Genomic DNA, 12,557 nt, shown 5'->3' with positions numbered 1-12,557 from the left:
GGGATCCGATCATCCACCCTGGTAGACATGTGAATTCGGGCCCGCCCGACCCAGCCTGGGGACATCAGTCGGAACGGGGAGCGCCTTCGACTCGCGGCGTGGCCGCGCGGCCGGAAGGCGCGGAATCCAAGCGCTCCTCGCCGTGTGCCCACCTCCAGCCCTACCGGCCCGATAGCGTGGACCCGAGGAGGCCGACGATGTCCCACCCCGAGGTGCCGGAGGCGCCGCACACAGGCGCACCACCCACGGGCGCACCACATGAAGGCGCACCGCCCACGGGCGCCTCGCGTCCGGCGACCGCACCCCCTCCGCGCCTCGCCGGCTCCCACGCCCGCCGTCAGCTGAGCCTCGCCTACTCGATCAACATGGCCTACTTCCTGTGGTTCTGGGTCGCGCTCGCGCTGGGCTACTGGGTGTTCTCGTGGTTCGGCAGGGTCCCCGGCGAGGACACCCTGCGCGAGGCCGGCCCGCTCGGCTGGGTGGCGATCCTGGCGGGCGGGATGGTGCTGGGCGCGCCGAGCTGGATCGGCATGCGCTACGCCCGCCGCGCAAGGCGCGCCGGCGTCGGCGTCCGTGCCACGCGCGCGCTCGCCTTCAACATCGCCCTCGCCGCCGCGGCGATCCTCATCATCGGCCTCGGTTCGTAGGCCGGCGCTGGGTCGCCGCGGAGCGGCCGCTCACCCCAGCGTGTCGAGGTCCCCGTCCAGCACGTGCACCTGCCGCGCCACGGCGGCCCGCGCCAGCGCCCGCGCCCGCGAGCGCCGCCACGCCAGCCCGACCGCCACCACCGCGCCCGTCACCGCTCCCTCGAGCAGCGCCCACAGCAGGTGATGCGGGATCAGCACCTCGAGCGCCGCGCCGGACACCGCCACCGCGGCACCGCCCATGGCGAGCACCCCGACCAGCACCACCGACGAGGCGAGAACGCTCGCCCCTGCCGCCAGCGCCGCGGCACCGACGCGCCAGGCATCGGAGATCGACCCCACAGACCCGGTCCCGGCCACCAGCCGCAGCACGCCGCGATAGACGGCCCACCCGACCAGCACACCGACCACGCCCATCACGACCACGTTCGCGCCCAGCGCCAGGACTCCCCCGTCAGCGAGCACCAGCGCCTCCAGCGCCAGCACCGCGGCCATGACCACGAGCCCCAGCCACGGCCCGAGCGCGATCGCGAGCAGCGCACCGCCCACCAGGTGGGCGGTGTGGGCGCCGTACACCGGCACGTCCACCAGATGCGCGACCAGCACGGCGCCGGCCCCCACCAGAGCCGAGGCGACCCGCGGGCTCCCGCGCCGCAGGCTCCAGCCGGCGGCACCGACCGCCCCCACCGCCGCGACCCCCGTCACCGTCAACGCCACGGGATCGAGCACTCCATCAGGGATATGCATGATCGCCCCCTCTCACCGAACCACCGAACCACCGAAGACCCTCAGGACAGCACCGCGGCGGGCGCCGAGTACGCACAGCTGTTGACCGCCGCGATCTCCCGCGCGGTCGTTTTCCGCAGCCGGGTGAGCCGCATGGGGCCGATCCAGTCGCAGATCCAGTCCCAATGCAGCGTCACGTAGCCGCCGGGCCTGATCTCGGGCGCGAGCGTCTGCCCGTCCCGCCGGAACCTCGCGAGCTCCGCCGTCGGCGGCGCGAGGCTGAGGATCCCGTTCTCCCAGACGAGGTGCCGGCTCTCGACCAGCGCGGTGTCGCCCTCGATCGACAGCACCTGCCCACAGCGGATCCGGCACTTGTCGAGCACCTCGAGCGGCCCGTCGACGTGCCCGTTCCGCAGCAGCCCCACCCACGGGTACACGGCGAACACGTGGAAGTTGTGGTGCGGGGTCCCGCCGGCGGTGACGGCCGCGACCAGCCGTTCGAACTCCAGCCGGGTGAGACGCGGCCGGAACCTCTCCTCGAGGGACGAGGCGAAGGACGCTCCCCCGCAGCGGTCCAGCTCGGGACCGCCGAGCCAGTAGGTCTCCACTACCACCGGGTCGAGCGGCGCCCGTCCCAGGCACTCGCCGATGTGCTCCAGGTACGGCCACGCCCCCTCGAACGCCCGGACCACCTCCTCGAGACCGGGTCCGGACGCGCCGGCGCTCACCCTTTCGAGGAGCTCGTCGGCGCGGTCCGGACCGCAGTAGCCCAGGTCGTTCGGCGGGAAGGCGTAGCGGCCGAACAGGAGCGCGCCCTTGTCGGTGGGCGCGAGGTCGCCGGCGGGCGGCGCGGGACGATGCGGGGCGTGGGGGCGGTGCAGCTGGTCGGGACGATGCGCGGTGTCGGTCATGAGGCGGCCCTCCTGGGAGCGGGGTTGCGATGGCGAGCAGGAGCGATCCACACGAGCAGCCCGCCGGTGAGCATGAGCGCGAGCCACGGCGCCTGCGCGCCCAGAGCGGCCCCGTCGAGCACGCCCGCGAGCGCCGCCGTCACCAGCGCGCCGAGCACGAGCACAGCGGTCACGTCGACCGCCTGCGCCCGCGCGAGCGCCTGGTGCCACGTCAGCACGTAGCCCGCGAGCAGCACGCCCGTGACTATCACCCACGACCACTGCGCAGCGGTCGCGGGCATCACGGCCCCCAGCCTGCCGGTGGCGCCGCACCACGCGAGCAGCGCGAGCGACCCTCCGGCCATGCGGGTGATCGACACCGTCCACGGCGTCATCCCCGCCAGCAGCCGCTTCGCGACCACCACCTCGACGGCCCACAGCGCCGTCGCTCCGGCGACCAGAGCGGTCCCCGGGTCCCCCACGAGACTGATGTCCCCCGCCAACCCCAGCTGCGCGAGGACCAGCAGCGCGATCGCGCCCAGGTGCCACCACGTGAGCCGCTCCTTCAGCACCACCACGGCGAGCACCGCGACCCCGACCACCAGGAGCTTGTGCAGGAACGCCGCCTGCGTCGACGCGGTCGACGCGAGCCCCTCGAAGAACATCACGAACGGCACCGCGCCGCCCAGCACCGCGACGTAGGCGAGCCCGGCCCACTGCCCCGGCCGTGCCGGCCGGGTGAACGATGCGGCGCTCCCCCCACGCGAGCGCCGTACCGTCGCGAACACCAGCCCGATCACCAGCGCCGCCATGAGGTTCTTGGCGGTGGTGTACGCGGTCGCGTCGCCGTACGCGGCGACCCCGTTGCCGTTGACGTACACCGCCACGCCGGAGATCAGCGCGGTCACCCCCGCGAGCGCCAGCCCGGTCCTCCGTGCCGCCTTCATGACGCCACCTCCATCGGCTCCTGCAGGTGCCACGCGTTCCGGATCTCGAGGGCGTCGCGCGCCCGCTCCGGCTCGAGCTCCTCGAGCACGATCCCGGAGTTGATCAGCACCCACGTCCCCACGGCCGGCACCACGCCCGGGATGAGCGCGGCCGCATCCCGCAGCCTCGCGCCGACGCGCACGCTCACGCGCCCGTCGGCGTCGACGGACTCGACGCGGCCGATCTCACCCAGGCACATGGCTACTCCTTCGCCTGACCCACGAGGTGCTCGTGCAGCAGCTTGCGGGCGTCGCGGTCGGTCAGCCGCTCGATGGCGAACCCGGCCTTGACCAGCACCCAGTCGCCCACCTCGATGTCCTCGTCGACGAACGACAGCTCGAGCACCTCCTCGCGCATGCCGTCGTGCTCGACCACCGCGCGCCCGTCCTGATGCACCTCGACCACCTTGGCGAGCTCCGTGTCCTGCATCACCGCACCTCTTCCGTGTCCATCTCCTTGAGCGCGACGAGCACGGCATGCACCGCATCGTCGACCCGCTCCGTGACCTCCGGGGACATCCGACCGTGCTGGAACGTGGCCGCCTCGACGCCCACCACCGTGACCCGCCGCGGCAACGTGCCGAGCGTGCGCGACAGCTCGACCGCGCCCGCCAGTCCGAACGCGTGGCTGCCGCCGCGCCCCGCGGCCGTGAACGCGTGCGTCGGCAGCGGCTCCGCGCCGGCGCCCACCTCCCGCACGTGCACCGCGCCCGGCGGCCCGCCCGAGGCCACCGCGTCGATCACCACGGCGCCCGCGGCGCCGTCCCACGCCTGCGACAGCGACAGCGGGTCCTCCAGCGGGATCACCCGGACCCCCGGGAGGGACGATGCGGCGATCCGTTCCGCGACCACCCCGCCCACGGCATCGTCCCCGCGATCGGGGCTGCCGAGGCCGATGACCAGCTTCTCGCTCATGATCGCTTCACCCGCAGATCGAGGAAGTGGGTGGCGCAGGAGATGCACGGGTCGTAGTTGCGGATGGCCTCCTCGCAGCGGTGGGTGAGCATGTGGTCGTCGAGGTCGGCCCACTGCTCGGCCGCCGTCCGCAGGTCCATCTCGATGGAGGCCTGGTTCTGGGAGGTGGGGGGCACGATCTGCGCGTCGCTGATGATCCCCTCGTCATCGATGACGTAGCGATGCCAGATCAGCCCTCGCGGGGCCTCGGAGGCGCCGATCCCCTCCCCCGCCCGGGGCGCGACCGGTACGGACGGCGGATAGCCGTCGCGCCAGTGGTCGATGATGCTGAGCGCCTCCTCGAGCGCGTACACGAGCTCGACGGCCCGCACGATGATCGACTTGAACGGGTTCCGGCACGTCTCCCCCAGGCCGGCCTTGAGCGCGCTGTCCTGGGCCAGCGGGCTGAGCTGATCGAAGTTCAGCGAGTACCGCGCGAGGGGGCCCACGAAGTAGGTGCCGCCGTCGAAGCGGGCGTGCAGCGCGTTCGAGTGCTCGACGTGGAATTCCTCGATGTGCTGAGCGAGCTCGGCGACCGGGAAGCGCACGCCGGAGGTCGCGACCACCTCGGTGCCGCGCTCGAGCGGGTAGCCCTCGGGGTGGCGCAGCGCGACGTACGTGTACTCCTGCTCCATCGCAGGGAAGTCGAAGGTCGACACCAGCTCGACGGCGGCGAGCGCGTCCTCGAGGCTCTGCGCGAGGGCGGGCCGCAGCGTCAGCAGTTCGGCGACGGTCGGCATCCGGTAGAAGCCGCCGACCTTCACGTTGACCGGGTGGATCGCGCGGCCCCCGACCACGGTCATGAGGTCGTTGCCCGCCTTCTTGATCCGCAGGGCCATCTTGACCACGTCCGGCATGACCTTCGCCATGTCGAGGGCGCTCTCGTACCCGAGGAAGTCGGGCGCGTGCAGCATGAAGATATGCAGGGCGTGGGACTCGATCCACTCGCCGCAGTACAGCAGCCGCCGCATCAGCTGGATCTCGGGCGTGGTGGTCACCCCGCAGATGGTCTCCATCGCCTCGGTGGACGCGGACTGGTACGCCACCGGGCAGATCCCGCAGATGCGCGCCGTGATGTCCGGCGGCTCCGTGAACTTGCGGCCCCGCAGGAAGCCCTCGTAGAACCGCGGCGGCTCGAAGATGTTGAGCTTGACGTCCACCACCTTCCCGTCGCGGTACTCGATGTGCATGCCGCCCTCGCCCTCGACGCGAGCGAGCATGCCGACGTGCATCACCTGCCCGCCGTCCTTCAGCTGATGGGTCATCGCGCACCCGCCTCCACGGCCTCGGACGCCGCCCGGAACTCCGGCGCCCCCGCGTTGAAGGTGCGGTAGACGCGGACGATGTCCCGGTCGTCCATCCCCAGCTCCGCCAGCTGCCGCGTGAGCGCCTCGGTGTTGGGCGAGTCCGACGGCCCGAAGCAGCCGTAGCAGCCGCGCCCGTAGCTCGGGCACAGCGCCCCGCAGCCAGCCTGCGTGACCGGCCCCAGGCAGGGCGTGCCGGTGGCGACGGGGACGCAGAGGTTGCCCTTGAGCTTGCACTCGACGCACACCGAGTAGGTCGGGATCCGCGGCTTGCGACCGTTGAGGTACGCGGCGAGCACCTCGACCAGCTGGGCCTTGTCCACCGGGCAGCCGCGGAGCTCGTAGTCGACGTCGACGTGGCTGGCGATCGGGGTCGACGTGTCGAGCGTCGAGAGGTACTCGGGGTGGGCGTAGACGATCGAGCGGAACGCGTCGACGTCCGCGAAGTTGCGCAGCGCCTGGATGCCGCCGGCGGTCGCGCACGCGCCGATGGTCACCAGCGTGGCGGACTGCTCGCGGATCTCGTGGATGCGGCGCACGTCCTCGGGGGTGGTGATGGAGCCCTCGACCAGCGACAGGTCGTACGGTCCGGCGACGATCGCCCGAGTGGCCTCCGGGAAGTAGGCGATGGTGACGGAGTCGGCGATCTGGAGGAGCTCGTCCTCGCAGTTGAGCAGGCTCAGCTGGCAGCCGTCGCAGGAGGCGAACTTCCACACCGCGAGCTTGGGCTTGGGGGCCGCGGGCGTCGCCGCTGCGGGGGTCTCGACGTGGGGATGCGTGTGCGGGTGGCCGTGCTCCGCCGTGTCCTCACCCGCGCCCGCGGGGGACGATGCATCGATCGGTATGTCGCCCATGACACGCCTCCTCTTGCGACGGTATGCCGCCAGCGAGGAGACGAAAGGGACCTAGGTCCGGGGACGAGCGGGAAAGGCTACTCCGGTGCGGCCTCGCGGGACTCGTTCGCCACGCCGTAGGGCACATGGACGCCCATGATGAAGCTGGTGGCGTCCTCGAGGTGGGTGGCCTGGTCGTCGAAGAAGATGTGCGGCCGCATCACCTCGAGCACCCGCGCCTTGGAGACGCCGCCCAGGAAGAACGCGTCGTTGACCTCGACGCCCCAGTCCCGCAGGGAGCGCACGGCGCGCTCGTGCGACGGGGCCGCGCGGGCGGTGACCAGGGAGATGCGCAGGCGCTCCTCGTAGGCCGGGTCGGACTCCTTGCGGGTCCGCTCGAGCGCCTGGATGCGGTTGAGGTCCTTGAGCAGCGGCTGTAGCAGTCCCGGCTGGAGGGCGTGCTCGCGGCGGGTGACCTCGTGGTCGCGGAACGCCTCCATGCCGGCGGACTTGAAGATCCGCTCGGAGCCGTCGTCGGCGAGGACGCCGTCGAAGTCGAAGGCGATCCTCAGGCCCGGGTCGGCGGGGTCGTACGCGGCGGCCGAGGGCAGGACGTGCCCGGCGGGGAAGCCGGCGGCGATCGCATCGTCCACGTCCGCGCGGTTGCCCGAGAGGAACAGCGACATCTGCAGCGCGCCGATGTACTGGTAGGGCGCCACCCCCTGCGTGAAGACCGCGCGGGTCATCGTCAGCCCGTGGGCCTCGATGGAGCGCATGACGCGCAGTCCCGTGCTCGGGTCGTTCTGCGACAGCACGATGATCTCGACCACCGGGTCGCCGTCGCGCAGATCGTTGAGCGCGAGCAGGCGCTGGACGAAGGGGAAGGCGGCGCCGGGCTCGAGCACCTCGTCGATCCGCTCGTCCTGGTAGCGGCGGTAGGCGTACTCGCCGTGCTCCCGGAAGTAGGCGTCGGACTCGGCCAGGTCGAACAGCGCGCTGGAGGCGACGCCCACCACGAGACGTTCGTCGAGTTCGTAACGCATGCGCGGGAGGGCTCCTCAGGGTCCGGGGTCGGACTATCGACCTTACCCGCCCCCACCGACGCCGGGCACCGGGTGCACCAACTGTTCACACGGCCGCAACGCGACGGCTACAGCTGACGCACCGCCATGAGGGGCTCGAGCCGGTCGTAGCCCAGCACGGGCCCGTCGACGCAGATGAACAGCTCCCGCAGCTGGCAGTGACCGCACAGCCCGACGCCACACTTCATCGACCGCTCCATGCTGAGCCGGATCCGGTCCTTCGGGATGCCGCGGGAGACCAGTGAGGTCGCGGCGGACCGCATCATCACCTCGGGCCCGCACACGAAGGCGAAGGCGTTCCGCGGGTCGAAGCCCGCGCGCGTCACCAGCTCGGTGACGAACCCGACCCTGCCCTTGTACCCGTACGGCGCGTTGTCGACCGTCATCTGGAGGTTGACGTCGTTCAGGTCCGCCCAGCGGTGCATCTCGTGGCCGTAGAGGATGTCGTCCGGGGTGCGGGAGCCGTAGAGCAGCAGCACCTTGCCGTACCGCTCGCGGTGCGCGAGCACGTCGAGGATCGCGGGCCGCAGCGGCGCCAGCCCGATGCCGCCGGTGACGAACACGACGTCCCTGCCCTCCGCATCGTCCACGTCCCAGGAGGTCCCGAAGGGGCCGCGGACGCCCACCTCGGTGCCGGGCGCGGCCTCGACCAGCGCGCGGGTGACGGCGCCGACGTTCCTGATCGTGTGCTCGAGGGGGGCCGGGCTGCGGGGGTCGCCGGAGATCGAGATCGGGACCTCGCCCACGCCGAACGCGTGGAGCATGGTGAACTGCCCCGCCCGGAACTCGAGCGGCGGGCCGTCGACCGGATCGAGCAGCAGCGTGAACGTGTCGCGCGTGTCCTGGCGGACGTGGGTGATGACGTAGCGCCGCGGGACCATCGGGTCCGTGGTGGGCGCGGGGGACGATGCGACGGAGGCGGTCATGGCGCACCTGCCGCGTGGGTGGGATCGCCACCGACACTGTTGACGCTGCGGATGTCGTCCATGACACGCCTCCACCGTCGACGGTATGCCTCGCTCGCGCGCACGGGAGGGACCTTGGTCCGGGGCTGGCGATGTGGGCGCTCACCTGGGGGGAGTTCCGGCGGGTAGAGCGACAACACGAGGGATAACACCTAGATTGACAGCAGACCAACGGGGAGGCGTCGGATGAGTCGAGGTGCGCGGTGACCACCGGCTCGACCCCTGTCCACCGCAGCGCCCTCGAGCGCCTGCAGAGGACCGTCTACTTCGCGACGGGGCTCGCGACCGCGCTGTTCGCGGCGCTGCTGTCGAGCGGGCCCAACGGGTTCGTCGCGCAGCTCGACCAGCTGGTGGTCCCGTTCGGCGCGTTCACCGTGCTGGTGGGCAATGCCGTGCCGGCGAGCCTCGCGATCCTGGCGTGGGTGCTGCCGATCCGCGCGTTGCGGATCCTGGTGACGGGGTCGGCGGCGGGGTTCGTCGCCTCGCAGCTCATGTGGGTGCCGATGATGACGGCGGACACGCTGGCGGACGGCGCGGCGCCGTGGCTGCAGGGCTTCGGGGCGATCTACGCGACGCTGCTCGCGGTCGCGTGGGGGAAGCCGATCGTGTGGGTGTTCCCGATCGTCCAGGGGCCGATGGTCGCGACCGTCGAGTATCTCTCCGCCGGAGGGAACCTCGAGCAGTCGCTGCTGGACGGCATGGGCGCGCTGGTGACCAACCTGATCCTGATGGGCGCCGGCGCGGGAGCCGTCAACGCGGCCGCCCGGCAGGACCAGGAGGCGGAGCACGCACGCGCGGTGGCGGCCCACGAGGCGGCGCTGCGCACCGCGGAGCGCGAGCAGGCACGCATCAACGCGCTGGTGCACGACGACATCATGTCGGTGCTCCTCGCCGCGGTCCGCACCCCCGACTCCCCCGCCGTGGCGGAGCAGGCGCAGCAGGCGCTCGCGTCCGTCGCGACCATCCGGGAGACGCGCACGCGCGCCTCGGCCTACGCGCCCGGCGAGGTGGTCGCGGTGCTGCGCACCACGGCGAACGAGGCCGGCGAGGACATCGTGGTGACGTCGGACGTGACCACGCTGGACCACGTCCCGGCGCAGGTGGTCGCCGCCCTCGCGGAGGCGACAAGGGAGGCGCTCCGGAACAGCATGATCCACGCGGGCGGCCCCGAGGTGCGGCGCGAGCTCGCCGTGACGATCACGGAGGGCGAGGTGCACGTCACCGTGCGCGACGACGGCCGCGGCTTCAACCCCCGCACCGTGCCGCCGCGCCGGCTCGGACTCGCGGTCAGCATCCACGGGCGCATGAACGCGCTGTCCGGCGGCGGTGCGCGGGTGGTCTCCTCCCCCGGCGCTGGCGCGAACGTCGAGCTGTGGTGGCGCGCGGAGGACGTCCAGTGAGCGCGCCGGTCGACGTCGAGGCCACCGCCGTGCCGGGGTCCGCCGGGCCGGACACGGCGCCCCGCCGGCGCGGCACGGACATCAGCCAGCTGGTCGGGCTGCACACCAGCGGTGCCCTGGCGATCCTCGGGGTGTACCTGATCTCGAACGTGGCGTTCGTCGCGACCACGGCGGACATCCTGGTCCACCCGTGGGCGTCGTGGCTGGCGGTGGCGCTGGTCTCCGTGGGAGGCGTGGTCGTGTCGCGGCCGCACCCGGACCCGTTCTCGAGCCGGCTGACGTACCTGGTCATGGCGATCGTCGTGGTGTCCACGGTGCTGGTCGCGTACGCGCTGCCGGACTCGGGCTCACTGGGACGCGCGACCTGGCATCTGGGGGCGAACACGTGGCTACTGTGGTTCCTGATCTTGCGGCGGCGGATCATCCGCGCGTGGATCACGGGCGTGCTGATGCTGCTCATCACCATGGCGTGGGCGGAGCTGTCGGGGCGCGGCCTGGTCTCAGGTCTGATGCTCGCGAGCCCGCAGGTGATGCTGCTGCTGATCGCGACGCTGTTCGGCGCGGGGCTGCGCCGGTCGACGGCGCGGATCAACGCGCTGGCGCAGCGGTCGCTCGACGCGGCGGCCGCCGCCGGCGCCGTCGAGGCCGCGCGGCGCATCCAGGACCAGCGTGCCGACGAGCTCGCCGAGGTCGCCGTGCCCGTCCTCACAGCGATCGCGACCGGGGCGGCGCTGACGGACGATGCGCGGGCCGAGATCATCCGCGTCGAGGCCCAGCTGCGGGACTCGGTGCGCGGCCGCGGGCTGGCGATGCCTGCGGTGGTCGCTGCGGCGACCCGCGCCCGCGAGCGCGGCGTCGAGGTGACGCTGCTGGACGACCGGAACGTGCCGCTCACCGGGGAGGAGTCGCTTGCTGTGGTCTCCGCCGTCGTGTCCGCGCTGGACTCGGTGGTGAGCGGAAACGTGACGGCGCGGCTGCTGCCGGTGGGGCGCGAGGAGCTGCTGACGCTCGTCTCGCAGTGCTCCGACGGGGAGACACAGCGGGTGGTCGTGGCGGCGGACGCGGAGGTCTGAGACGACGTGGGACGCCTCAGCATCGATCTGTTCTGCTCGCTCGACGGGGTCGCGCAAGCCCCCGGCGGGCCTGACGAGGACCCGTCGGGCGGGTTCCCGTTCGGCGGCTGGCAGGCGCCGCTGGGCGACGCGATGGTCGGCGAGAGCGTGATGGCGGGCATCGAGTCGCTGGACGCGCTGCTGCTCGGCCGTGTCACGTACGACATCTGGCGGGCGTACTGGCCCTTCCACGAGTCGGGCCCCGCGGGGGCGATCGGACGGAAGTTCGGCGACGTGCCCAAGTACGTGGCGAGCCGGGGCGATGTGGACCTGACCTGGCGCGGGTCCTCGCGGGTCGGGGCGGATCTGGCCGCGGAGGTGCGCGAACTTCGCGAGCGGCACCAGGACCTCCACGTGATCGGGAGCATCGACCTGGTGCAGACGCTGCTGGCGCACGACCTGTTCGATGTCCTGACCCTGTGGGTCTACCCGGTGGTGCTCGGGCAGGGCAAGAAGGTGTTCCCCGACGGCGCGACACCCGCGACGCTCAAGATGCTCGAGCCGCCCGTCATGGGGCCTAGCGGAGCGGTGCAGCTGCGGTACGGCCCGACGGGGCGCGGCGTCGAAACGGGGACGATGGAGGGTTAGTTGGCTGGGCGGAGTCGTGGAGCGACCGCTGCCTAGTTCGCGTTGTACCCGAACCGCTTCGTCAGGAGTGTGTCCTTGAAGTGACTCTCGGCCTCGTCGACGACGTCCTGCGTCGTATTGGAGCCGAATACACGGAGAAGACTCCACGTGAAGTGCTCCACCCTGCTTGGATCGGTGTCGAGCAGATCCTTCAGCAGGACGTTCCCGCCGTGGCCAGTCTCCGCGTAGTAGCGCCAACGGCCGAGAATCCGCTCACTCCCGTCCGCCTTGCCGACGTATAGGCGCCCGGTCTGCGAGTCGGCGATGAGGTAGATCCCCTGGACGGCACCCAAGGCGGTCCGCCAGGCGGCATAGCGCGAGTCCGACACCACCTCTCTGAGCTGAGCGAAGGGCAGGGTAACGCGGTCGAAGCCAGGAAACGGGACTGCGCCCGGATCGGAGATCTCTACAACCGGGAAGTCGGCGGCCACTGCTCCGCGCTTCGCCCAATTGATGCCGTCCGCCGACCACTCGATCACTAAACGGCCATCAAGGGCATCGAGAAGGTCGGACTCGACAAGGTCGTAGAACCGGAGTGTCTCCGTGCGCTCGGCCTCTGCCTCGCCGAGATTCTCGTACGCGCCGAAGAGTCTGGACCGACGCCGGCCATCCGCTATGAAGACCAGCCACCAGCGCGGAGGCTCCTTGGGGAACTTGCCCGCCCCGATCACCTGCTCGCGGGTGTACGCGAGAACCTTCTCCGGGGTCGCGTCGGCGGGCGAAAGCAATCCCGCTTCCTTGAAGGTATGCCGGATCACCAGCACTTCATCCAGGTTCTTGATGCCAGCTGCCACGAGGATCGCTCGGAGGTTCAGCCGGCCTCGCCACGAGGCATTTTCTGGCAGTTCAGGCATGTCGACACCCTAGGCAATCGCTGACTGACACGACAGCGCGTCGTCCGGCATCGCTCGCCATCTTCCTCCGGCCCGCTACGACGGCGGTGCCGCCAAAGCCGACGGGCGCTAGGCGCCCCGTAGTCCGCAGCCGAAGACACTGCGCTTTCCGAAGCAGCGCACGTCGGCTGGCGAACTCGC

15 protein-coding genes are annotated in these 12,557 nt (G+C 71.6%); 4 read left to right on the top strand and 11 right to left on the bottom strand.

The features are described from left to right. Positions 1–197: 197 nt before the first annotated feature. On the top strand, positions 198–647 hold the full coding sequence (locus QQX13_RS09500) for a hypothetical protein (RefSeq protein WP_301153278.1): 450 nt from the start codon (positions 198–200) through the stop codon (positions 645–647). A gap of 30 nt (positions 648–677) precedes the next feature. On the opposite strand, the gene QQX13_RS09495 is transcribed toward QQX13_RS09500, so the two are convergent. The 10 genes from QQX13_RS09495 to QQX13_RS09450 form a co-directional block, all read right to left on the bottom strand. Then, positions 678–1,391, bottom strand: coding sequence for an energy-coupling factor ABC transporter permease (locus tag QQX13_RS09495; protein ID WP_301153276.1), 714 nt, complete (start codon positions 1,389–1,391; stop codon positions 678–680). Positions 1,392–1,432: 41 nt separating this feature from the next. Beyond that, the gene (locus QQX13_RS09490) at positions 1,433–2,281 is read right to left on the bottom strand and encodes a DUF6390 family protein (RefSeq protein ID WP_301153275.1); all 849 of its coding nucleotides are present in this window, start codon (positions 2,279–2,281) and stop codon (positions 1,433–1,435) included. Further along, the gene (locus QQX13_RS09485) at positions 2,278–3,207 is read right to left on the bottom strand and encodes an EamA family transporter (RefSeq protein ID WP_301153274.1); all 930 of its coding nucleotides are present in this window, start codon (positions 3,205–3,207) and stop codon (positions 2,278–2,280) included. The genes QQX13_RS09490 and QQX13_RS09485 overlap by 4 nt, the downstream gene beginning before the upstream one ends. Continuing rightward, positions 3,204–3,446 carry a HypC/HybG/HupF family hydrogenase formation chaperone gene (locus QQX13_RS09480; protein WP_301153272.1) on the bottom strand — a complete coding sequence of 81 codons (243 nt, stop codon included), beginning with the start codon at positions 3,444–3,446 and terminating at the stop codon, positions 3,204–3,206. Before QQX13_RS09480 ends, QQX13_RS09485 begins: the two co-directional genes overlap by 4 nt. Before the next feature lie 2 nt (positions 3,447–3,448). Then, the gene (locus tag QQX13_RS09475) at positions 3,449–3,676 is read right to left on the bottom strand and encodes a HypC/HybG/HupF family hydrogenase formation chaperone (protein WP_301118519.1); all 228 of its coding nucleotides are present in this window, start codon (positions 3,674–3,676) and stop codon (positions 3,449–3,451) included. Next, positions 3,676–4,161 (bottom strand): hydrogenase maturation protease, encoded by a 486-nt coding sequence (locus QQX13_RS09470; RefSeq protein ID WP_301153270.1) that lies wholly within the window; start codon positions 4,159–4,161, stop codon positions 3,676–3,678. The genes QQX13_RS09475 and QQX13_RS09470 overlap by 1 nt, the downstream gene beginning before the upstream one ends. Next, positions 4,158–5,465, bottom strand: a complete 1,308-nt coding sequence (locus QQX13_RS09465) for a Ni/Fe hydrogenase subunit alpha (protein ID WP_301153269.1) — start codon at positions 5,463–5,465, stop codon at positions 4,158–4,160. Before QQX13_RS09465 ends, QQX13_RS09470 begins: the two co-directional genes overlap by 4 nt. After that, positions 5,462–6,358: an NADH-quinone oxidoreductase subunit B family protein gene (locus QQX13_RS09460; protein WP_301153268.1), complete on the bottom strand. Its 897-nt coding sequence runs from the start codon at positions 6,356–6,358 to the stop codon at positions 5,462–5,464. The genes QQX13_RS09465 and QQX13_RS09460 overlap by 4 nt, the downstream gene beginning before the upstream one ends. A 77-nt stretch (positions 6,359–6,435) precedes the next feature. Continuing rightward, the gene (locus QQX13_RS09455; RefSeq protein ID WP_301153266.1) at positions 6,436–7,380 is read right to left on the bottom strand and encodes a 5'-nucleotidase; all 945 of its coding nucleotides are present in this window, start codon (positions 7,378–7,380) and stop codon (positions 6,436–6,438) included. A gap of 107 nt (positions 7,381–7,487) precedes the next feature. Then, positions 7,488–8,345: an FAD/NAD(P)-binding protein gene (locus tag QQX13_RS09450; protein ID WP_301153264.1), complete on the bottom strand. Its 858-nt coding sequence runs from the start codon at positions 8,343–8,345 to the stop codon at positions 7,488–7,490. A gap of 242 nt (positions 8,346–8,587) precedes the next feature. Here QQX13_RS09450 and QQX13_RS09445 point away from each other — a divergent pair, with 242 nt between their 5' ends. From QQX13_RS09445 to QQX13_RS09435, 3 genes are read left to right on the top strand one after another with little or no spacing between them, the layout of a single operon-like run. After that, positions 8,588–9,784: a sensor histidine kinase gene (locus QQX13_RS09445; RefSeq protein WP_301153263.1), complete on the top strand. Its 1,197-nt coding sequence runs from the start codon at positions 8,588–8,590 to the stop codon at positions 9,782–9,784. After that, on the top strand, positions 9,781–10,857 hold the full coding sequence (locus QQX13_RS09440) for a DUF8320 family protein (protein ID WP_301153261.1): 1,077 nt from the start codon (positions 9,781–9,783) through the stop codon (positions 10,855–10,857). Before QQX13_RS09445 ends, QQX13_RS09440 begins: the two co-directional genes overlap by 4 nt. A gap of 6 nt (positions 10,858–10,863) precedes the next feature. Further along, on the top strand, positions 10,864–11,484 hold the full coding sequence (locus QQX13_RS09435; protein ID WP_301153259.1) for a dihydrofolate reductase family protein: 621 nt from the start codon (positions 10,864–10,866) through the stop codon (positions 11,482–11,484). A gap of 32 nt (positions 11,485–11,516) precedes the next feature. On the opposite strand, the gene QQX13_RS09430 is transcribed toward QQX13_RS09435, so the two are convergent. Beyond that, positions 11,517–12,377, bottom strand: coding sequence for a GIY-YIG nuclease family protein (locus QQX13_RS09430; protein WP_301153258.1), 861 nt, complete (start codon positions 12,375–12,377; stop codon positions 11,517–11,519). Positions 12,378–12,557: the final 180 nt, after the last annotated feature.

The organism is Demequina lignilytica (assembly GCF_030418375.1).
In the GTDB taxonomy this organism is placed as follows: domain Bacteria; phylum Actinomycetota; class Actinomycetes; order Actinomycetales; family Demequinaceae; genus Demequina; species Demequina lignilytica.
The sequence above is the reverse complement of the archived record's forward strand: the minus strand, read 5'-3'. Positions and strand labels throughout refer to the sequence as shown.

Bases quoted from the DNA above. Each gene is read 5' to 3' on its own strand.
- QQX13_RS09500 (WP_301153278.1), top strand. From the start codon at position 198: ATGTCCCACCCCGAGGTGCCGGAGGCGCCGCACACAGGCGCACCACCC.
- QQX13_RS09495 (WP_301153276.1), bottom strand. From the start codon at position 1,391: ATGCATATCCCTGATGGAGTGCTCGATCCCGTGGCGTTGACGGTGACG.
- QQX13_RS09490 (WP_301153275.1), bottom strand. From the start codon at position 2,281: ATGACCGACACCGCGCATCGTCCCGACCAGCTGCACCGCCCCCACGCC.
- QQX13_RS09485 (WP_301153274.1), bottom strand. From the start codon at position 3,207: ATGAAGGCGGCACGGAGGACCGGGCTGGCGCTCGCGGGGGTGACCGCG.
- QQX13_RS09480 (WP_301153272.1), bottom strand. From the start codon at position 3,446: ATGTGCCTGGGTGAGATCGGCCGCGTCGAGTCCGTCGACGCCGACGGG.
- QQX13_RS09475 (WP_301118519.1), bottom strand. From the start codon at position 3,676: ATGCAGGACACGGAGCTCGCCAAGGTGGTCGAGGTGCATCAGGACGGG.
- QQX13_RS09470 (WP_301153270.1), bottom strand. From the start codon at position 4,161: ATGAGCGAGAAGCTGGTCATCGGCCTCGGCAGCCCCGATCGCGGGGAC.
- QQX13_RS09465 (WP_301153269.1), bottom strand. From the start codon at position 5,465: ATGACCCATCAGCTGAAGGACGGCGGGCAGGTGATGCACGTCGGCATG.
- QQX13_RS09460 (WP_301153268.1), bottom strand. From the start codon at position 6,358: ATGGGCGACATACCGATCGATGCATCGTCCCCCGCGGGCGCGGGTGAG.
- QQX13_RS09455 (WP_301153266.1), bottom strand. From the start codon at position 7,380: ATGCGTTACGAACTCGACGAACGTCTCGTGGTGGGCGTCGCCTCCAGC.
- QQX13_RS09450 (WP_301153264.1), bottom strand. From the start codon at position 8,345: ATGACCGCCTCCGTCGCATCGTCCCCCGCGCCCACCACGGACCCGATG.
- QQX13_RS09430 (WP_301153258.1), bottom strand. From the start codon at position 12,377: ATGCCTGAACTGCCAGAAAATGCCTCGTGGCGAGGCCGGCTGAACCTC.